At 39.8% G+C, this 21,039-nt stretch carries 11 protein-coding genes; 4 read left to right on the top strand and 7 right to left on the bottom strand.

All coding sequences use genetic code 11. The features are described from left to right. The first annotated feature begins 45 nt into the window (after positions 1-45). Both O0550_RS11210 and O0550_RS11205 read left to right on the top strand, forming a co-directional pair. Entirely contained in the window at positions 46-1,344 is a 1,299-nt protein-coding gene (locus O0550_RS11210; RefSeq protein ID WP_258426333.1) for an MFS transporter, read from the top strand. 337 nt (positions 1,345-1,681) lie between these two features. Beyond that, positions 1,682-2,422 (top strand): YheC/YheD family protein, encoded by a 741-nt coding sequence (locus tag O0550_RS11205; RefSeq protein WP_258426332.1) that lies wholly within the window; start codon positions 1,682-1,684, stop codon positions 2,420-2,422. 1,427 nt (positions 2,423-3,849) lie between these two features. Here O0550_RS11205 and O0550_RS11200 read toward each other — a convergent pair. From O0550_RS11200 to O0550_RS11190, 3 genes are all read right to left on the bottom strand, one after another. Then, a complete protein-coding gene (locus tag O0550_RS11200) occupies positions 3,850-4,161 on the bottom strand; it encodes a hypothetical protein (protein WP_181748318.1) in 312 nt (103 codons plus the stop codon). A 374-nt stretch (positions 4,162-4,535) separates the two neighbouring features. Next, positions 4,536-5,177, bottom strand: coding sequence for a L,D-transpeptidase family protein (locus O0550_RS11195; RefSeq protein WP_003339327.1), 642 nt, complete (start codon positions 5,175-5,177; stop codon positions 4,536-4,538). A gap of 441 nt (positions 5,178-5,618) precedes the next feature. Continuing rightward, positions 5,619-6,464 carry a M15 family metallopeptidase gene (locus O0550_RS11190; protein WP_258426331.1) on the bottom strand — a complete coding sequence of 282 codons (846 nt, stop codon included), beginning with the start codon at positions 6,462-6,464 and terminating at the stop codon, positions 5,619-5,621. A 528-nt stretch (positions 6,465-6,992) separates the two neighbouring features. On the opposite strand from O0550_RS11190, the gene O0550_RS11185 reads away from it, so the two are divergent. After that, positions 6,993-8,456 (top strand): BglG family transcription antiterminator, encoded by a 1,464-nt coding sequence (locus O0550_RS11185; protein ID WP_181748312.1) that lies wholly within the window; start codon positions 6,993-6,995, stop codon positions 8,454-8,456. 269 nt (positions 8,457-8,725) lie between these two features. Continuing rightward, on the top strand, positions 8,726-9,814 hold the full coding sequence (locus tag O0550_RS11180) for an ETX/MTX2 family pore-forming toxin (protein WP_258426330.1): 1,089 nt from the start codon (positions 8,726-8,728) through the stop codon (positions 9,812-9,814). A gap of 152 nt (positions 9,815-9,966) precedes the next feature. Here O0550_RS11180 and cyoE read toward each other — a convergent pair whose 3' ends face one another. The 4 genes from cyoE to O0550_RS11160 form a co-directional block, all read right to left on the bottom strand. Beyond that, a complete protein-coding gene (gene cyoE / locus O0550_RS11175) occupies positions 9,967-10,818 on the bottom strand; it encodes a heme o synthase (protein ID WP_068793051.1) in 852 nt (283 codons plus the stop codon). A 347-nt stretch (positions 10,819-11,165) separates the two neighbouring features. Next, positions 11,166-15,110: a non-ribosomal peptide synthetase gene (locus O0550_RS11170; protein WP_258426329.1), complete on the bottom strand. Its 3,945-nt coding sequence runs from the start codon at positions 15,108-15,110 to the stop codon at positions 11,166-11,168. Then, positions 15,107-16,345 carry a MupA/Atu3671 family FMN-dependent luciferase-like monooxygenase gene (locus tag O0550_RS11165; protein WP_258426328.1) on the bottom strand — a complete coding sequence of 413 codons (1,239 nt, stop codon included), beginning with the start codon at positions 16,343-16,345 and terminating at the stop codon, positions 15,107-15,109. Before O0550_RS11165 ends, O0550_RS11170 begins: the two co-directional genes overlap by 4 nt. Before the next feature lie 30 nt (positions 16,346-16,375). Continuing rightward, positions 16,376-21,034 (bottom strand): type I polyketide synthase, encoded by a 4,659-nt coding sequence (locus O0550_RS11160; protein WP_258426327.1) that lies wholly within the window; start codon positions 21,032-21,034, stop codon positions 16,376-16,378. Positions 21,035-21,039 lie beyond the last annotated feature (5 nt).

The following is a 21,039-nucleotide window of genomic DNA, read 5'->3' as shown; positions in this document are numbered from 1 at the left end:
ATACTCCCAGTTCCTTTCTTCTATCTCATTGTAAGGAGAACAAGCATGGGAGAAATGAAATCGTTGTTTACCAATAAAAATTTTACCTTGCTCATGATTGGTCAAGTTATTTCGTTTACGGGCAGTATCATCCAGCGTTTTGCTCTTTCCTTGTATGTCCTTGGGATTACTGGATCAGGTACGTTATTTGCTTCTGTTCTGGTTATGTCATTAATCCCAACCATTCTACTAGGACCGATCGCTGGTGTATTCGCTGATCGGTTTAGTCGCCGAAATATCATGATTGTACTGGACATTCTTTGTGCAATTATCGTCGGTGTGATGCTACTCTTGTCTAAAAACGGACTACTAGACCTGCCAGCAATCTACATAGGGGTAATTTTACTATCGGTTTTCACTGCTTTTTACGAACCGGCTGTACAAGCATCTATACCTTCATTAGTAGAGGACAAACAGCTTCTTAATGCCAATTCGCTTAATAGCTTGTTCATGACGCTAGCTAATATGACAGGTCCAATTTTTGCAGGAATATTATATGGGACCTTTGGCTTGGATGCTCTTCTGCTAATCAATGGAATTAGTTTTTTATTGGCGGCAATTCTTGAAATGTTTATGGTTATCCCACAAACAATTCGTGACAAATCCTCCAGCATCGTTTCGGACTTTGGGAATGATTTAAAAGAAGGACTCAAATTCGTAGGGAAGAGCCAATATCTTGGTAAATTAATCTTTGCGACTCTTATTGCAAATGTGTTCATATCACCGATTTTTACAGTTGGAATTGCTTACATCACGAAAATAAACTTGAAAATGTCGGATCAAATGTACGGTTTAAGCGAAGGAGTAATCATGGCTGGTAGTCTCATGGCTCCAATCGCCTTGAGTCTATTAACGAAAAAACTGACGGTGAAAAATGCTTTTGTGTCCATGCTTTTTCTATCAGGTATTTTCCTATTAGCCACTAGTGGCTCCATCCTCCCATCTTTCACAAGTATTTTCCCAGATGCAACAATTCCGTTCTGGATATTTACAACATGTGGATTTGGTATCATGGCTTCTATTACGATTCTTTCTATCGTTGGGATGACCATGCTACAAAACGATACACCAAATGAAATGCTTGGTCGTGTAATGGCACTGGTTACATCCATGACAATGGCTGCAATACCACTTGGACAACTGATGTATGGTTTGTTGTTTGATCGCTTTTCCGATAGCAGCTATATCCCGATGGTACTTTCTGCTATTGTCAGTGTCATTCTTAGTCTTTACATTAAATTTGCACTTGCCGGATATGAACATGATGCATCAGCACCGAAGAATCCAGATTCGACTTCTGCATAAGGATACGAATGAGAAGATAGGGGGAGTAGTAATCCCTATAGCAATAGATTCACCTAGCAAAGCGAGAAAGGAACCTTAAAAATAAGAACTATGAAAAAACATATCTGGCATACAAAAAGAGTCGCTTGGTATCGCGACTCTTTTTTTGCGTTCAAATCGATACGAAGTCTGTTAGTGGTCGACAATAGCGAATTGAGCTTGAAAAGGCAATAGACTTTTTTTCTATTTTGTTTCCATGCACGGTAAAAAGTTATTTTGGAAATGTAGATATACGCCGTGTCTCAATAAATGCTGATTCATAAAATGTTTAACATGTCAAGTTGAAAAGAGGATACCTGTGGGAATTGGAAAAATGAGAAAGCATAAGGAAATGTTACAGCATTCCGTACTGCGACACCATTTACCTGAGACACACTGGCTTACGAATAAAAAGGCTTTAAAGCTTTTGAAATCGCATTCAACTATCTATATTAAACCCAACCACGGTAGTGGGGGATCGGGGATAATTAGAGTTAAAAAGCTTACATGTGGTTATGAGATTCGACGCGGTCGTTATGTTAGTTATGTTGGTGCTAGTTCACTGTACAAGGGGATTCAGTATTATCAGAAGGCCTCCAGGTGTTATCTTGTACAGAGAGGAATTAAATTGGCAACCTACAAAGGCGCTATTTTTGATATAAGAATCTACATGCAGAAACCGAAAAGAGATTGGGTCATTCCTGGTATTGTTGCTCGTGTTGCCGCCCCGAATCTTTTTGTTACTAATTATCAAAAAGGGGGGTATGGGGTACAACTCGATAAGGTGCTATGGAAGCTCTTCGAAGATAGAGAAAAAGTGAAAAGAACACTAAAAAAAATAAAAAGTCTATCTTATCTCATTGCTCGAACGATGAGCAAACATCATTCGTTGTGTGAAATGGGAATCGATCTTGGAATTGAAAAAAGTGGCCGAATTTGGATTATTGAAGTTAATTCGAAGCCTGGTCATATGTTGTTTACTCGGCTCTCAGACAAATCTTCGTTGCGTAAAATTAAGGAAAATAAACGTTTGATTCGTAGAGATAGACTCCGACGCTGAAAAAAATGATCTAGAAATGTAAGAGTCCATGTAAATCTGAAATCAGTATATAGTAAGTAACAATTTCTTCTTTGCTGTGAAATATATCAAAGACTTTCTCTTTTTTCTAGTAAAATACTCACCGTATTACCCTGTAATGGATAAGTCGGTTCCCTTTTAATAGGGAATCGGCTTTCTAACAAATTGCCTAATGGGGGTAAGCTACGTTTTTTACTAGTTCACATGTATCTTTCACGATCCATTCGATCAGAATTAATATTGAATACGGATGAAGAAGAGCTATGGCGTAAGCCTTTTTTAAACAAATAAGACCACCAAAAGTTATATCTACAAACGTATTTCCGGATAATAAAAAGGGGAAGAAGTCGTGATCTAAGATAATGGAGTAGGGATTTAACTGTTTTTGTCTCCAAACAGGCAGAGAAAGTGGCAAGTTATCAGTTATACATGACATCTGAAATTAGCTGCATACCTGAATCAACTCAATTAAATAACCTAGTTTAAAGGAATGGGGACCATTTACAGTTAATGATGCTTTTAAAGAGATAGTATTCGATCCAGATGAGTGAAAAGATATCTTATAAGTAAGATTGGGTTCCAGAAAGAATGTAAAAAAGTAAGATTGAATCCTTGTTATCAGTAAAGGTATTAAAGAAAATCTGATCATTTAGGACATATTTGAAAAATTAAAGTGTAACTCAAATATCTAATCTATATACAATATATGATATCCATATCTAAGTCATTAGGAAGCAAGAAACGATGGAAATCTGTAATCCTTAAAAAATTTCTAATTTCAGTTCTTAAAACAGCCATTTCATGAACTGAAATTAAAATAATAAATTCAATTCCTTTTACCAACACTATCCCATTAGTTTCTCTCCTGTTTGTTCAATTATGTATGTTGAGGCAACGTGCTTTTTATCTAGTTTCAGCATGTGAAAAACGAAACGACAGGAAAAAAACTTGTCCATTTGATGTTTACTAACAGATTTAGCTTCCACGATCGTTGTTCAGTAATAACTGTGGTTAATTTTATAACCAATCTGATTCTAGACGGTTTGTACGTAATCAGGAACAGCCCATTTTATATCAACAAACTCGACTGTTTTTTAAAACGATTTTATCCCTTACTAATAACCAATACAGTGCCACTAAAGCTCCTAAATTACTTCCAAATATCACTATATGTAAATAAATCAAAATTCAAGCTGCTTATAAATTATCGCTTATGATACGTAAACATCCCAAGGTATATGTATATAATGAAAACCTCCAATCGAATACAACTCGTCGTATTATCATATGTCTTATTGTCTGCCTCATTATATTTTCTTTTTGTTTTATTTGTTTACATAATATATATTATCGGACTCAATAAAAATAAAGAGAATTAAAAGAAGAATATCTATTAACCCACTCAATCCTCAATCCCCCATAGAATACCCTGTTCGTCCCGGCGTGTGGCGAGGACACGGCTTCTGCCATCCCGGGCGCCGAGCTAATGTTGGTTGACGGCATGGGACACGACTTGCCGCACCAACTGTACAAAGTAACCGCTGATGGCATAGAGCGAACGGCTCGTCGCAATTGACACGCGCTTCCTGAATAGCAACTAACCGGAGTCCCGCGGTACCCAATGGGGCTGAGTAGGTCCAGGGGCCCCATCGCTGCTCAATTTGCACCCTTGGCGCATACGCCCCAGGTGGAAGCGGCGGTGAACTCCATATCATCAACAATTAACGGGGCTTCCTAACAGAGACTCCATTTAAACATATATGTGGAATCGATCGAAAAAGCGCCGGTTTCATGATAACATCGTGAGCCGGCGCTTTTTCTGTGGGGATTTTTCCAAACAGACGATGGTCAGATTCAGAAACGAATTATTCAAGTAACGGGCACGATAGTTCAACGAACAGAATGCAATTGGTACATTTATATCCATCTACATTGCCCCTAATGACAGCTACGCTGGTATTACCCCAATAAGGAAACAGCTTCCCTACTCGCCTTTCTGACCATTAAACTATTGCCGTTGCTTTTCTTCCCCATTATCGAGCTAACACACCTTTGTTTTGCTGTACAGTCCTCTCAAAGCAGATGCTTCAGCTTCTTACTCCAACAAACCAAATTCCTCATAAACCCCTTTTGAAACAACACCGTCCTGTGGCAAGTGATGATCGCGTTGAAATTTTTTGAGAGCCGCAGTTGTATTTGAACGAAACTTTCCGTCACATACTCCATTGAAATATCCAGCGCTTTTCAAACGTGATTGAATCAGCTGCACATCTCCACCGACATCCCCTTCAGCTAAATATCTCGGATTATGATTGGGATCCCCTAATACATGCCCATGAATCGTAACTTTTGTTCCGATGGGAATCATATCGAACAATTCAAGGATGTCTCTATTACGCATACGGATACAACCATGGCTCAGATGCTGTCCAATGGAATGTGGCTTGTTCGTGCCATGAATACCATAAATTCCCCATGGTACGTTTAATCCTAGCCAGCGTGGACCAAAAGAGGGTCCCCAGTTTTTCCCTTTGTATATAACTCTATATTCACCAACCGGTGTAGGGGTAGATGGATTCCCCACGGCAACAGTATAAGTCTTAATTTTTTGATCCTGTATCCGCACAATTAGTTGATGTTGCTGAGGATAAATTTCAATAGAAAAAATCCCTTGACTAACTCCAATAGGAAGCGATGGTTCTGCATAAGCGGGCTGGCAATTGATTACTGCAACCATGATCAGACTGAGAAAAGTAGCTACAACGCCTCGACAGGAAGGATATCGTGAATTTCGTTTCATCATTTCATCACTACTTTATTTGATAGTTATTCAATATCGTGTACAACGTTTAGCTGCTTTTGTTAACACTCAAGTAGATATCTCCAAATAACATGGGAAAATCATGCATGTGTCCAAACGCGATATTTGTCGAGATATCCCCCTCAACGAAAGTAATGAAATCACATTCCTACATATCTTACCCTCTTTTATTGCTTCCAATACGAACTATCAATCCACATTTGCCGTATTTGTGAGCAATAAAAATGGAGTAGCCGCGCTAACACACTACTCCACTTCTGTTTACCTGTCGTACATTATTTCGCCTTACTACTCAGCAATCGCTCTTTCACTGCTGTGCTTAATATAGCCCAAAGCTACATATGTACATTCTTGTCATCACGATTTTCTAGGGTATACGGTCACTATTACTCCATCTATGTTGTTTCCTGAAATTTCATAGTCCCGATTTTCTGGTATGCTGATCGTAAAATCTGGGTCGTTGGAAACGGGATAATAGTAAATATTATACGTTTCGCCATGATCATGAAATGAAATCGATTTTTCTGCTTTCAAATAATCCAAATACTCTTCTAATACAAAATCATGCTCCTGAATAATAGCGCTGTGTGGCCACCCAACAAAGCGGTAATGCCAAGGCTCATATTGCGTGCCCGTAATCCCTGCTTTTTCTTTTGGATAACGTAAAATAAAACCATATTTGTAAGCGTTCCTTTTAAGCCACTTTCCCTCAGATGCTTGATCCATCTTCATTTGCGTAGATCCAATATCAAGAGCCAAGCCTAAATTGTGTTCGCTATATCCATCAGGCAAAGCATAATCGGAGCCTAATTTTTGATAAAGCTCATTTTGTTCTTCGCTGCTTCGAAAACCACTATTAATCATAAAATGTTCAACGTTATCCCTTTTAGCGTCTCGTACCAGCTCCATAAAAATTTGAGCCACACTCTTCGATAAATAAATATGCTCGTCAAATAATCTATATCCCCTTATCAGTTCTTTATGTTTCGAAAGATTGACCACATCGGATTTAACGCCTTCTTTATGAACTGGAATCTCCTTATTAACTAATAATAGATTCCCTTGATGAACCTGTTCCTTAGAAATTTCTATTGTTAGGTTATTTTTTTCAGAAATCTCTGTTTGCGCTCGATTGCCTTGGTATACGTTAATAGTTGTATAGACCAGTAGCAAAAGTATCGCGAAAAATAAAATCCTCTTCATTGTTCAGTTTCCTCCTTACTCTTGTTTTTCTAGAATAGAGAAAACTATTTAAATAAAAAGTAGGGTAAAAATAAAATTTATCTTAAATGTAGATGCCTCGCATAGCCCCTTCATTTCCCTCCCGCTTTGCTCACATTTTAATTTCAACTAATAAAACCCCTATTCTCTTCAGGCTTCATTCTCTATTTTGTCAAAGAAATAATCTCTTATTGCCTAGATTTGTTAAGGAGCTTGGGAATAATTCCCGATATATACATTACAGGTTCTCCCTATTAAGAAATCATAATGAAGCTTCTGTTACTGTCGATCAAAGACTAACATGTTTTGAAGCAATCACGAGTTAACCCCGCTCCTCCTGAAAATTTGTAATTTTTATGACGTATTAATTATTTTTTTGTATTTGTTATTTATTTTAAGATAAAATATATCCTACATTTTAACCTGCAACGTAAATCCTAAACACTACAACACACCTTACAGGAAATCATATAAATAAAAAATATAAGACTAGGAGGAATATGCAAAATAATGCTAACATTATATTTAGAAAAAGGAATTCTTCGCTGTATTCAGCTTGCTAAACTAATAACAAGTGAAAATAGATGGTTTACCATCTCGGAGCTGGTGCAAAAATTAGGAGGTTCAAATCAAACCATTCGAAAAGACATTTCATTTATAAATGAAGTCTTACCCCCATCCTGGGAGCTTACTTGTCAAAAAGGGAGAGGGATTCAATTAATAAAACCCTCAAGCTCTTCTAATAATGAATTGTTCTGTTTGTTATACAGACGATCGGTGGCATTCGAAATATTTGACGAGCTACTGCAAGGTGATATAAAGACAGTATGTCACTTGACTGAGAAATTATTTTTGCAACCCCGCTCTGTCTACACCCATCTAAAAAAAATCCAGAAGCATATCCAGCTATACGGTTTGCATTTAGAAAAGAAGCCTTTGAGGATTGTGGGTAATGAATCACAGATCATCTTGATGTTTTATGATCTGTACCTGCAAGCCTATTCAGACCATGAATGGCCATTTACTGAGATCAATCAAGAAGCTATTCTTCGTTATATTCATCGTTTTGAAGAGCTAGCCGGTATAAATTTTCATCAGAGTTCCAGACGAAAATTATCTTTTTTTCTAACTATTTTCTTTAAACGAAAGCAACAAGGGTATGTAGTAGAGTTAGAGCCTTGTAAAATAGATACTTATGTAGATACAAGTATTTATCAAAAGATGTCAGTAATAAGTGAAAAAGTACGCGATGAACTCAATATTTCTTTAACAATTGATGATATCGTGCTGATCACCATTGCTATTAATGCTTCTCGGTACACTTTTAAGGATATTAATCTTGCGAAACAAACGTTCCTCCACTATTTTAAAGAAGGAAAGATAGCCATCTATCAATACGCGAAAGAATTTATTAGCATGCTAGAACAAGAAACCGGGCAACGCTTAACTGAAAATGAAGAGTTCATTTTTGACATCTGCAATTATTTAAGAAGAATTCCTTATCGTTTCCAGCGCTTGTCCATGATCAAAAGACCAGAAAAAATAACCACAAAGTATATTAAAGAAAAATATGCTAATACGTATGAACAGGTGAAAATCGCCTTTGATACCTTTGTCCAAAAATACGGGTTGGCTAGTAATGCTTATGAGGAAGAAATTGCGAAGGTTACTTTGCGGATCGAGGCCTCTAACATGCTGGCTGCAACTGCTCACAAAAAGGCAATGCTTGTGATTGCAGAAGGTGAAAGCTGGAAGGCTTACATAAGAGCCGCTCTAATCCAGCGTTTTGGCGGAAAGCTTCACTGTGTGCAAAAAGATATGAATGACTTTACGAAAGATGAATTACTATCAATGGGTATCGATTTGATTATTACGACGACACCTCTGGAAATCGAAGGGATATCAACAATTTGTATCAACCCTATTATTTCGCAAAGTGATATTGAAAACATACGGGATTTTATAGACGACTAACATCCTGTCTGCTTGAAAACGCAAAAGCCCCCCTAGACAGCTCGTATGCTTCTTCAGTTGAGAAGCTAACAAGTTATCCGAGGGGGGTTTTTTACAATGTTCATTTTTGTATCATTTCTTATAGAAAACAACATTTGTCAAAAATAGTTTTTGCTATAGTGAAGATTAGTGTAGTTTTGATACGATTTAACTGTAAGAAAAAGTTCTCAATTAAAGGAGGATTTAAAAAATTACTGATCCCCAACAGGAGCATCTAGGGAGGTTTTATTATGAAGAAAAAACTTATCGCTACCGCCGCCATATTGACTCTCGTAGTAACAGGACTAGAAGCAGGCATCCCCGTTAATGCCCTAGCCTCCGATCACGTAAAAAATTATGTATTGCAAGATCACATAGAATCCAAAGTATTTGATTTAGAATCATTGCTTTTTACGCATACAAAAAATGACATGGCTCTTCCCGATCTAAGCACTTCTACTAGAACGGTACTAAATTTAGATACCTTACAAGCAGATGTAGTCTTCGGTGAACAAGAAGTCATTGCCGATTCCTTAAAGAAAAAAACGAACTTTAAGACAGCGAATGTGTTTATAAATGAAGACCCTGAGCCTCAAGCCTTTCCAACTAGAGAAATAGTAGAAAATGTATCCGATACTCACTCTAAAACGATAACACAAGGCTTTAAAGCAGGAGCAAGCGTAAAGGCAGGCTTCGACCTAGGCTTTACCAAGGGAGACGTTACGCTGAACACTGAGTACAATAGAACAAATCAGGAAGGTAATACAACCATTACCTCCAAAACGATTAAGTACCCTTCGCAAACAATTACAGCTCCGGCGAAATCCGTAGTCGTATTAGAATATAGTTTAGAAGAGAATAAAGCGAAAGCCTATACAGATGTAAACGCCGTGTTATCTGGGGAATATGAGAAAAAGTACTACTTTATTCCTGCCCATAAATTTATTCCTGATCCACTATGTATTGGCATTCTGACTGACCTAATCGAGACTGGCGATATTAAGCCGGAAAAGGAAAAAACACAAAAATTTAACTTATATGATGAATTAGCTAATAACGATTTACTTAAGGCTGACGATCCAGTCACACTAGATGAAAAGAATAAAAAAGTCATTCTAAATGGAAAAATCTTAACCGATTCATCTGTTTATATCGATAGATTTATTATTAAAAAGAAAACATACTCCCTTGAGGAATATGAACAGCTTCAGAATAACAGAAAAGGTGGCAGAAGCAAGAGAGATGTTTCTAGCTTAGATGCTGCTCACAAGGACTTTTCTGCTTTAACACCAATCGATGAAGAAACCTACACTGTTCAGGCTATTGTTACTGAAAAATAGGCTTGATAGCAATCAAAATTTGCCCACTCCCCGTGTGTAATCGTTTCAATAATAAAAGAGGCTCATACGCTATTAGTATGAGCCTCTTCTTTCTTCATCAACCCGATTCATTATGTTCCTTTGTAAGACAGCCATTAGAAAAGCCAATACTACTATGTCGTGTTGACAATCATAAGAATAAAGACGATCGATAAATAATTAATCGAAATAAAAAAATTCGTTTTCGCCCAGCTTTCATCATCTTTTACATAGAGTCCCTGTAGGGTGTGAATTAGCCAAATCACTCCTCCCAAAACAGAAACAGTCAGAAAAATAACACCGACATAGCCATAATAAAACATGAGTATGGTAGCCGGGATCACCAATACAACATAGGGAATCATTTGCAACTTCGTACGTTTTATTCCCTTTACAACTGGTAGTAGCGGAAATCCTGCTGCACGGTATTCCTCTACTCTCCGAATGCCAAGTGACCAAAAGTGAGCAGGCTGCCAGAAGAACAAAAGAGCAAACAAGAGCCACGCTCCTATATCAACCTGATTCGTTACTGCACAATAGCCGATTACAGGCGGCATGGCTCCGGAAATGCCACCAATTGATGTACTCCAGGTTGAACTTCGCTTTAACCAAATCGTATAAATCACAATGTAGACAAACCAGCCAAGAAGCGCAAGCCAGCCGGCAACAGCGTTAACAAAGGTAAATAACAAGCCTGTTCCCAGAATGCCGAGCAATATTCCATAACCAAGAGCAAAACCAGGCGTAATGCGATCAGTAGCCATCACTCGGTTTTTCGTACGTTCCATCTTTTGATCAAGCTCGCGATCCCAGTAATTATTAGTCACGCAGGCTGATGCAATGATTAGCGTAGTACCTATTAGCACCCAAGTCAGCTCTAGCCAGTCTACACTCCATTTGGAAGCTACCCAGAAACCAGCTACAACTGCAAATACATTAAGCAGAAGGAGCCGTGGTTTCGTCAATGCAATCATATCCTTAAACACGAAGTAAACCTCCTGAAATAAGACAAGGTGTCACATGTACACCTAAGAATATTTTTGAATAACAGAAAATTTCACTAAATTCGTACCAATTACAATATCATACATAAAAGTAATAATAATTACAACAGACCCTCTCCTTTGTTCATGATTACGCCACTTGGAATCGGCACGAAAGTAATCAAATAGTCTCTTTGACAAAAAAATCTTTCCTTTTAGCAGCATTAGCTAGTCAGGAAAGATTTTTTGTCTATAATCTTAGGCTTCTAATACATACAGGTAACTGCTTGTTTGGCCAAACGGAATAGACTGTTCGATTGAAAGTCCTACTTTCTGTAATCTCCCATCATTTATTTATTCGAGCCTTTCAGAATTGAGTCTATAATTCGTGCATTTTCGGCTAGGTTATTCGGGTCAATAAGCATATTCATATGTTCACCCGCTCCTTTATACACATATACCTGATGAAGAGTGGAGCTTTCCCAGGATTGAATATCATCCTTAGTTGTCTCATTGGAAGTGATGATATGAATATTTGCATTCAGTACGCCTTTATTGATCATTTTATTGGTATAGTCATAATACTCCTTAATCACATCGATGTTTTGATCTGCCACTGTACGAATACTTTCACCTAAATGCTCTGCCATTAGGTTTACTAGCTTCTGTGCTTCCGTTTGAATTTTTTCGCCATCCAATTCCACAGCCTCTACTCGTAGAGGTGAATCGATTATGATCAAATCGCTTACTGCTAACCCGCATTCTTCTAATTTCTTGGTGACTTCAAAAGCGAGATTACCTCCGGCTGAATATCCTAATACCACATACGGCCCTTCTGATTGAGCTACCTTTATATGCTGTATATACTTCTCAATCCGATCTTCCCCTCTAATGAAATCAAAGGCATGTAGCGTACAACCTGATAATTTTTGATGTAGAGCTTTATAAAGTACCCCCTGCCCTGTCATCGGTGGGAAGCAAATGACTTCCTTCGCATGCTCTGTCTGATCACGGAAGGAGATAAATGGTCTCTTCTGCACGATCCCCTTTTCAAGCAAATGAGCCATTTGCCGTACTGTTGGGTATTCAAATACATTTCGAAGCAAAAGTTCAACTTGGAATGTCTCTTTGATTTTGTCAACCAATTCCGCCGTCTTCAAGGAATGACCACCTAGATCAAAAAAGTTCCCTACAACGCTGACTTGCTCAATATTAAGCACTTGTCCCCAAATTTTTGCCAACTTACTTTCCCATTCATTCTTTGGGGGCACATATTCAATCAACTGTTGCGAGAAGCTCTCCTCAGGAGCTGACAAAAGCTCCCGATTGAATTTGCCATTTGTAGTTTTCGGGAGAGAATCGACAAAAACATAATAGAGAGGCACCATATATTCAGGTAGCTTTTGCTGCAAATAGGTGCGTAGTTCCGCTGAGCTTATGTCTTGCCCTTCTTCTATCACGACATAAGAAACTAGGGAATCATTATTGGTTTTATCGCGATGAACACTTACCTTAGCTTGAATTACACTAGGATGTTGAACTAAGGCATTGCCAATTTCATCGAGTTCAATTCGATATCCCCTGATTTTGATCTGATTGTCCCGGCGTCCAAGATATTCTATTGTGCCATCCACCAAAAAGCGTCCAAGATCACCTGTTCGATATAAACGGACGGACTGATCTGGCGTAAATTGATGGTGTATAAATTTGGCCGCTGTTAATTCAGGCTGATTTAAATATCCTCTGGCTACCCCGACGCCACCGATGTAAATCTCCCCTTTTACCCCGATTGGAACAGGATTTAAAGAATCATCCAGTATATAAGCCTGCATATTGGCAAATGGACGACCTACTTGGCTCGGTAGACTATCCTTTGTACATAAATGTACGATGTTAATGATAGAGGTCTCTGTTTGACCATAGCCATTATATAGTTTACGTGATCCCTTACTCCATTCAGCCATGTCCACGGTGCAAAGCTCGCCTGCACTTACTATTGTCTGCAAGGAATCTGGCAGCTCATCTGGGGTTAGCGTTGCTAGAACAGAAGGCGTAATAAACATAGTGGTAATCTGCTTTTCATGTAAAAAGGCAACAAGATTCTTTCCTCCCGCTCTAGCATCAGGACTTATCAGGCATAACGTAGCCCCTGCACATAGAGCGGAAAATATTTCATGAGCGGACGCATCAAACCCGATAGAAAAAAACTGGGCCAGCTTACTATCTGAGGTAATCTGAAATCTGTTAATGGTGTCTTCGATTACGTTACATAATCCTTGATGCTCAATCATGACCCCTTTTGGATTCCCAGTAGAGCCTGATGTATAGATAATATAAGCAAGACTGTGAGCATTCGCTTGTGACGGAAGATTTTGAGTATCTTCACCTGAAATCGCCTCTTGATCACTATCCAGACAAATGCACTGCATTCCTTCCTTGCCCATCAATTCTTGTAAAGATTGGCTTGTAAGGACAATTTGCAAACCAGAGTCTTGGAGAATATGTCGAACTCTTTCTATTGGATAGATAGGATCAATTGGAATATAGGCTCCCCCTGCTTTTAAAATACCAAGGACCCCCACAATCATTTCAATCGAACGTTCCATATACAAACCAATGAGTGTCTCACGTTTTACGCCTCTTTTTCTTAATAAACGAGCCACCTGATTCGCACGATTGTTTAATTCCTGATAGGTAATGATTTGGTCATTATACGTAAGAGCAATTTGCTCTGGAGTTCTCTTTACTTGGGCTTCAAATAATTCATGGATGCAAGCATGATCAGAGAATGGCTGCTTGTTGCTATTCCAGTCAATAAGGAGCTGTTGTTTTTCTCCCTCCGTTAACATAGCCAAATCACTTATAGAGGCATGTGGATTTTCTAAAATGGCGTAAAGCAAGCGATGCCAATGCTCTCCCATCCGCTCGATCGTGTCTTGACGGAACAAATCAGGTGAATATTCAAAAAATCCTTCCAGCCCTTTTTCCGTTTCAGAAAAACCTACTGTAATATCATACTTGGCTGTTTCACCATCAATCATCTCAAATTCTACGGTAAGATCTGGCAACTGTAATTTTTCCTCTGGCACATCAACATACACAAATATAGCTTGAACTAACGGGCTTCGGCTAATATCCGCAGGTACTTTCAATTCATCAATTAATAAACCAATCGGCATATCCTGATGCTTGTATACCGCGAGAGCTGTTTCCCTTACACTATGTAATAATTGAATAAATGTCATATCCTTAGACATTCGGGTGCGGAGTGTACCCAGTGTTAGGAAATAACCCATTACCTCCTCTAGCTCTACTCGGCTGCGATTGGCAAGGGGAGTACCGACCAAAATATCTGATTGACCTGTGTATCGATATAAAAGCAATTTAAAAGCGGCTAGTATAATCATGAAAGCAGACGCGTTTTCTTTTTGGGCGATCGCTTTTAGACCATTCAATACTTCGAGCGGTGTATGAATAAAACATCTGGCACCACGGTAGGTAATAGCCGGTGGACGCGGAAAATCTGTACTGATATCCAAGACATAGTCACAGTTTGCTAGCTGTTCTTTCCAAAATGTTAGTAATTTAGCTTTCGTCTCACCTTGTAAGTAATTTCGTTGCCATTCAGCATAATCTGCAAATTGGATGGCAAGCTCCGGCAACTGTACGGGGATGCCAGTAAGCATGGATTGATAGTGCAAAGATAGCTCTTTGAAAAAGATCGAGAAAGTAATCCGGTCAATGACAATATGATGTACAGTCATGACTAACATTGATTCTGTATTACTTACGTGAAACAGCTTAAAGCGGATGAGCGGACCTTTTTTCAAATCAAAAAGCCGCTGGACCTCTTCTTTCATTTGTCTCTGTAGTTCTTCATCCCGGGTTTCATTTGGAACAAGACGAAGATCAACCTCTGGCACCGTTACTTGGAGTTCTGGCAAGACAATTTGACGTGCTTGTCCATCTACGCTGTCAAACAAGGTACGCCATGCTTCATGACGCTTCACAATCTCATTGATGCTCTTCTCTAAAGCCCAATGATGCACAGTGCCTGTTAATCTAGCGGCTCCATATACGTTATAGGTGTGACTTTCTGGATGCATTCGATTGAAAAACCACAAGCGTTCCTGATCATACGAAAGGGGACTTGCATTTGTGTGCCCACGAGGATTAATCATTTCTTTATTAATCCTAATTTTGTTCACATCTACATTTTTCTTCTTCAATTGCTTTTCTAGTAATTCACGTTGTTCGTCAGAAAGTGAATTGATACGGTCCGTCAAGCTTTTCATAAAGTCAGCTCCTTTTGATTGCACGATTGTTTCAGATCAGTCAGCATTCTGATGCTATTCATAATCGTCTCATTATCAATGCCAAAGTCCACTAAGCAGGCCACCTCGTCTACACCAATATCACCGAGCGTCTCGATCAGCTTTTTACATTTGTCGTGGCTTCCAAATAATGCACTTTCTTGGAAATAAGATTCAAACGCATGATCGACAATGACATCAAAGTCAGAGGCAGCCATGGATGCATAATCTGTCAGGATGTTCTTCTGTTGCTTCATAAAGGTTTTTAAATATTCCTTCATCGGCTTTTCTACCTTCGCCTTGACCTCCTCATCACTTGTTCCTAAGCAAGTATGAAGCATCACCGCTACTTTGCGAGATTCCGGCGAAAATCCACTTTGGGATAAAGTCTTCCGATACAACTCAATTTTTTCTTCTAAATCCGCTAAATCACCAGCCGTAATTCCTGTGAGAATATTAGCCCCGATTTTGGCCGCACGCTCATAAGTGTCCGCACTACCATTCGTCGCTATCCAGATATTTAGTTCATTTTGCAACGGTCTAGGTAAAGTACGTATTTCGTGAACAGCTCCATTGGCATCTGTAAAAGGAATCTGCTCACCAGCCCAAAGCCTTTTTACCAAATCTATAGAGTTGAACATCTCGTCTTTTCTGGACTCGTAGTAATCGGAGGTTTGGACAGGGGCAATCACAAAATCAGCAGGATGCCAGCCCGTCGCAAAGGCAACCGAAACACGTCCTTTTGAAAGATTGTCCACCACAGACCATTCCTCAACAAAGCGAATTGGGTGATGCAATGGTAGTACAACGCTTCCCGCCCTAAGCTCAATTCGTTCTGTAATCGTAGCTAGAGCAGCACTTAGCACTGAAGGATTTGGATATAATCCCCCAAAGTCCTCAAAATGTCGCTCAGGCGTCCAAACACCTGCAAATCCATGCTGATCAGCATAAGCTGTACTCTCCAAGAGCAAAGCATACTTATTCTGATCCTGCGTAGAACCATCACCTGAGAAAAAGAAGAGACTAAAATCCATCTTATCCACTTTTCTTTTTCGCTTCGGCACAAAGCTACTTGCAGGGCTGTTTCGATTTTTCACTTCCTGCTTAGATAATCTAGCAGGAAACGGGGTTTGAATGCCTTTTTGTTTGAGGCGTTGTTCAAATAAAACCCGTTGTTCAGGAGAAAGTGCTGCTAACCTTTTATCTAACTGATTCATTCTTTATTCTCTCCTTAATTGTTCTCGCCTTTATACTTCGTTAACAAGCTTGAGTGACAGCTCCTCTGGTGACATTTTCTCGATTTCACTCAGCATACGCTCGATCTCATCCATCTCCTCTTGCCCGATCTGAGACATCGTTATCGCCTGAGCTAACTCAACAATAGTTGGAGATTGGAAAAGAATATCCATCGGTATATCGTTATAGAACGTATTTCTCAAACGCGTAACAAGCTGAATGGATAGTAGAGAGTTACCACCTAGTTCAAAAAAGTTAGCTTTCGTACTGATTGCAGGGATACCGAATAGATCTTGCCAAATATCCGCTATTTTTCTTTCTGTCTCATCACGTGGTGCAACATATGTATCAGCTGCTTGCTTGCGATGATCATTAGCACGGTGAGAATAAGTGCTTGATTGTAAGGTATCGTATTGATTGAATTCATGAATCGCAGAATGAATGTCCTGTGTAGAAACAATCACTTGAGAGTAGTCGCTTGTAAGAATACGGTTCATGACATGGGTGCCTTCTTTTGCTGTAATTCCGTATTGTTCTTGCAATTGTTCCATATGCAACTGCATCTCTAATGGCATCCCTGTCTGGCTACGAATCCAATTATCGTTTTTCCACATGCCCCAGTTAATCGCAATCGTAGGTATTCCTTTTGCAGTTTGATATCTCGCGAATGTATCCAAAAAGACATTTGCTACACAATTGTCCATTTGACCTACCCCGCCTGTAAGTGAGAATGTACGCGAGAATAGCAGCATAAACTCTATGTTCATATGATCAATAAGCTTTTCTAAGACGAGTGGGCCATACACTTGCTGTGCAATATTTTGATAGCAGGAATCTTTACTTTTCAACGGGATGAAGCCAGAGCTAAACCGTTCTGCTGCATAAACGATACCTGTAATCCTTCCCACGCTATCTTCCGCTGAACGAATCACCTGCCTCATTTCCTCTTCGTCTGTTAAATGAGCTGAGTGATAACGTACCTGTTCACAATTTTGCTGAAGGAGACGGATTCGTTTGATTTTACTCGCAATCTCGTCCTCTGCATCATGAGCTTGCAGGTAGCTATCCCATTGCTCCATAACTGGAAAATCCGGGTCGCCTATTAAAATGAGGGAAGCTTTTACTGCGTTGGCTATCTCTTCACTTACCGACAATCCTATTTCCTGAGTCGCACCTGTAATCAGGTATATGCCTTTATCACGGAAAGAAGGGGAATAGGAGTGGGATTTCTTCTCTGGTAATCTTGTTTGTTCAAATTTTTGCACAAATCGGTGAGTGCCGCGAATAGCGACCATAAAATCAGAAGTAGTACTCAAAATCTCATCCAAAACTTTTTTGAGCAAGCGATCTGATTTTTTAGGTAACATATCTGTCAGTTGAATATCAATATAACGAGTTTTTATCTGTGGATATTCTTGTGCTATGACACGTAGAGGTCCGAGTATGGTTGATCGTACTGGCATAAGAATCTCTTCATTGGATATTTCCTGGAGATTATTCGACAATGCAATGATTTCCATTTTTTGTTGGAAGGCATATATTCCTAATTGTTTAGCAATATATAGCATGCTGTATAAGCCATAATGCTCTAGCTGTTCATCCCCCTGCTCTGATTCTTGCTCGTCTGTATGCTGAATGCTCCACATGTGAATGATTTTATCTGGCAATAAATTGTCCATATCCAATGTTTTAAACAACTCTTGGTAGGATTCTTCACTCATGATATCGATGGTAAAAACTTTTTCATCAATTTTAGAAAACGTCTGACCAGGAACGACCGTCACTACCTCAAGCCCAAGCCTTTCAGCATAACCCCTTACTTGCTTGCCTAAGCCTTGCTTATCTTGAAAAATCAACCATCTTTGATTGGTAGTAACGTTTTCTGCGTCTTCGATAGAGTAAGCTGTGCCCGATTGATTCCACACAGGAATATAGAACCAATCAGCCATTTCCCTTCTCTTTCGATCGAGTGCATCGACGTTACTTATTGGATTGTCCTTTTTCTCTAGGAAGTAGGTCTTTCTTTCAAAAGGGTACGTTGGAAGATGAACGCGACGAGCGTTTTCATGATTCCCTAAAGCAGACTGATCCATCTCTACTCCGTGGCACCACAAGCCCGCAACTGCTAATCGTAAGCTAGCCACGTCTGAGTGTTCCTTTTTCGCCGATGGAAGGGTGGTGATAGTGATCGCCTGTTGAGCCTGGTACGTTTCTCTATGCTGTCGTACAAGAGAGACAAGCGACTGGCCCGGTCCTACCTCCATAAAAATGCAATTTGGCTCTTCCATCAGAGTGCGGACTCCTGTAGAGAAGTGAACGGTCTCTCTGAGATGTTTTTGCCAATAAAGAGGGTCTGTTGCTTGTGAAGCAGTAATTTTTTCTCCTGTAAGATTAGAAATGTACGGTATTAGCGGTTCATGGAAGGTCTTCTGCTGAAGCGCTTCATAAAACTCTTCTAGCATAGGCTCCATCATCATCGAATGATAAGCATGAGAGGTAATCAATCGTTTCGATGTAATACCTTTTTCCTTCATTACCTTCTCTAGGCTACCAATATCTGTATATGTACCTGCAATAACAGTAGATATCGGACTATTCACAGCTGCTATTGAAAGCTCTCCACCATGTTCCTGCAATAATTCACGAACCTGTAAATCTCCTAGTGAAACTGCTAGCATTGCGCCTTTCTCCATCTTTTGCATCAAGACACCTCGTGTTGAAACCAAAGACAGAGCGTCTTCCAATGACAGAACGCTGGAAAGGCAAGCTGCGACATACTCGCCTATACTGTGGCCGATCATGGCATGTGGGCGAACACCCCATGATTCCAACAATTTGGCTATAGCGTATTCAATGATAAAAAGCGCAGGTTGGGCATAGATGGTTTCTTGTAATTGTTCTTTTGCTTGTTCTTCCAGCTCTTTAGCTGGATACATCAGCTCACGTATATCCATGCCAATGTGTTTTGTTACTTGTAGGGCGCAATAATCGATTGTTTCTCTAAATATTATCTCGGTCTCATATAGTTCTCGCCCCATATTCACATATTGAGAGCCTTGACCCGAAAACATGAATACGACGGAAGGACTTTGGACCACTTTTCCTTCTACGATCAGTTCCTTTGAGGTGCCCTGGTAGTGAGCAAAGGGAATAAACTCGTTTTGGAAAAGCATTTTCGCAGATGTCGCTTCACGAGCAATCACAGCGCTTCGATGAGAAAACTCCTTTCTTCCTGCTTGGAGCGTATATGCGACATCCCCTAGATTTACCTCCGGATTTTTGTCAAAGAATTCAGCTAGATTTTCTTTTGCCTGCATAAGGGCAGCTGGTGTCTTGGCAGAGAGAGGCAGTACATTCCACTCGCTAGGTGAAACCGCTTCTCTTTTCGCGGATACAGGTGCCTCTTCTAGGATTACATGTGCATTTGTTCCCCCTATGCCAAACGAGCTAACTCCGGCACGGCGAGGATAGTCACCCGTCTTCCACTCTGTAAGCTGCGTATTTACATAAAAGGGACTTTGTTCAAAGTCGATCTGCCGATTAGCTTCTACAAAATGCAGACTTGGAGGGATTTGTTTATGGGAAAGAGCCAGCACTGTTTTAATTAAACCTGTCACTCCTGATGCATTATCAAGATGTCCAATATTGGTTTTTACAGACCCTATCGCACAATAGCCTGTCTTGGATGTATGCTCACGATACGCCTCTGTTAGTGCCGCTATTTCAATCGGATCTCCAAGTGTTGTACCTGTTCCATGTGCCTCTATGTAGCTAATCGTTTCAGGATTCATATCTGCAATGCTAAGAGCTTCTTTGATTACCTCAGCTTGATGAGTAATGCTTGGAGCTGTAAAGCCCACCTTTTGCTTACCGTCATTATTAATAGCGGTTCCCCTTACAACTGCTAGGATATGATCGTTGTCAGCCAAAGCGTCCTCTAAACGTTTAAGCAAAACAACTCCAACCCCATTGCCAATTACTGTTCCTTGAGCATTTGAATCGAAGGCACGGCAATGCCCGTCTGGGGACAAAATGCTGCCTTCTTGTAATTCAAGATCATTACTTTGATCTGCCTTAACTGATACTCCACCTGCTAAAGCCATGTCACATTCGTATGTCAGTAAGCTTTGGCATGCCATATGTACACTTACCAAGGAGCTAGAGCAAGCTGTCTGCACCGCTATACTAGGACCCTTTAAATCTAGCTTGTATGATACACGCGTTGAAAGAAAATCAGGTTGTGTACCAAGCATGATCTGAAAGCTTCCAAGCGAATCTACAATTGCAGGATGACTATGGACATGAGCTAAGTATCCGGATTGTCCACTGCCTGCGTAAACCCCAATTCTCCCACTATACTTCTCCGGATCATACCCTGCATGCTCCAAGGCCTCATATGCTGTTTCGAGGAATAAGCGTTGCTGAGGATCAGTGATCTCTGCTTCCCGTGGAGTCATTTCAAAAAACGCTGCATCGAATTCGGCCATATTTTCCAAAATACCCATTGCTGGGATCTTTTTTTCATTTTTCGGCTCAAAAAAATGAATGGATTCTTTCCCTTGACGAAGGTTTTGCCAAAATTCCTCTATGTTACTAGCACCCGGGAATCTCCCTGACATACCGATAATGGCAATTGAGGATTGCATATCCTCGCTTATCAACTCATGCATCTTTT

The sequence above is a fragment of the Brevibacillus halotolerans genome (assembly GCF_026891775.1).
Taxonomy (GTDB): Bacteria; Bacillota; Bacilli; order Brevibacillales; family Brevibacillaceae; genus Brevibacillus_B; species Brevibacillus_B halotolerans.
Note: the sequence above shows the minus strand (reverse complement) of the source record. Positions and strands in the feature narration are given on the sequence as shown.

Coding starts and splice junctions, on each gene's coding strand:
- O0550_RS11180 (WP_258426330.1), top strand. CDS start 8,726: ATGAAGAAAAAACTTATCGCTACCGCCGCCATATTGACTCTCGTAGTA.
- O0550_RS11185 (WP_181748312.1), top strand. CDS start 6,993: ATGCTAACATTATATTTAGAAAAAGGAATTCTTCGCTGTATTCAGCTT.
- O0550_RS11165 (WP_258426328.1), bottom strand. CDS start 16,345: ATGAATCAGTTAGATAAAAGGTTAGCAGCACTTTCTCCTGAACAACGG.
- O0550_RS11160 (WP_258426327.1), bottom strand. CDS start 21,034: ATGCATGAGTTGATAAGCGAGGATATGCAATCCTCAATTGCCATTATC.
- O0550_RS11210 (WP_258426333.1), top strand. CDS start 46: ATGGGAGAAATGAAATCGTTGTTTACCAATAAAAATTTTACCTTGCTC.
- O0550_RS11190 (WP_258426331.1), bottom strand. CDS start 6,464: ATGAAGAGGATTTTATTTTTCGCGATACTTTTGCTACTGGTCTATACA.
- O0550_RS11195 (WP_003339327.1), bottom strand. CDS start 5,177: ATGGTTGCAGTAATCAATTGCCAGCCCGCTTATGCAGAACCATCGCTT.
- O0550_RS11170 (WP_258426329.1), bottom strand. CDS start 15,110: ATGAAAAGCTTGACGGACCGTATCAATTCACTTTCTGACGAACAACGT.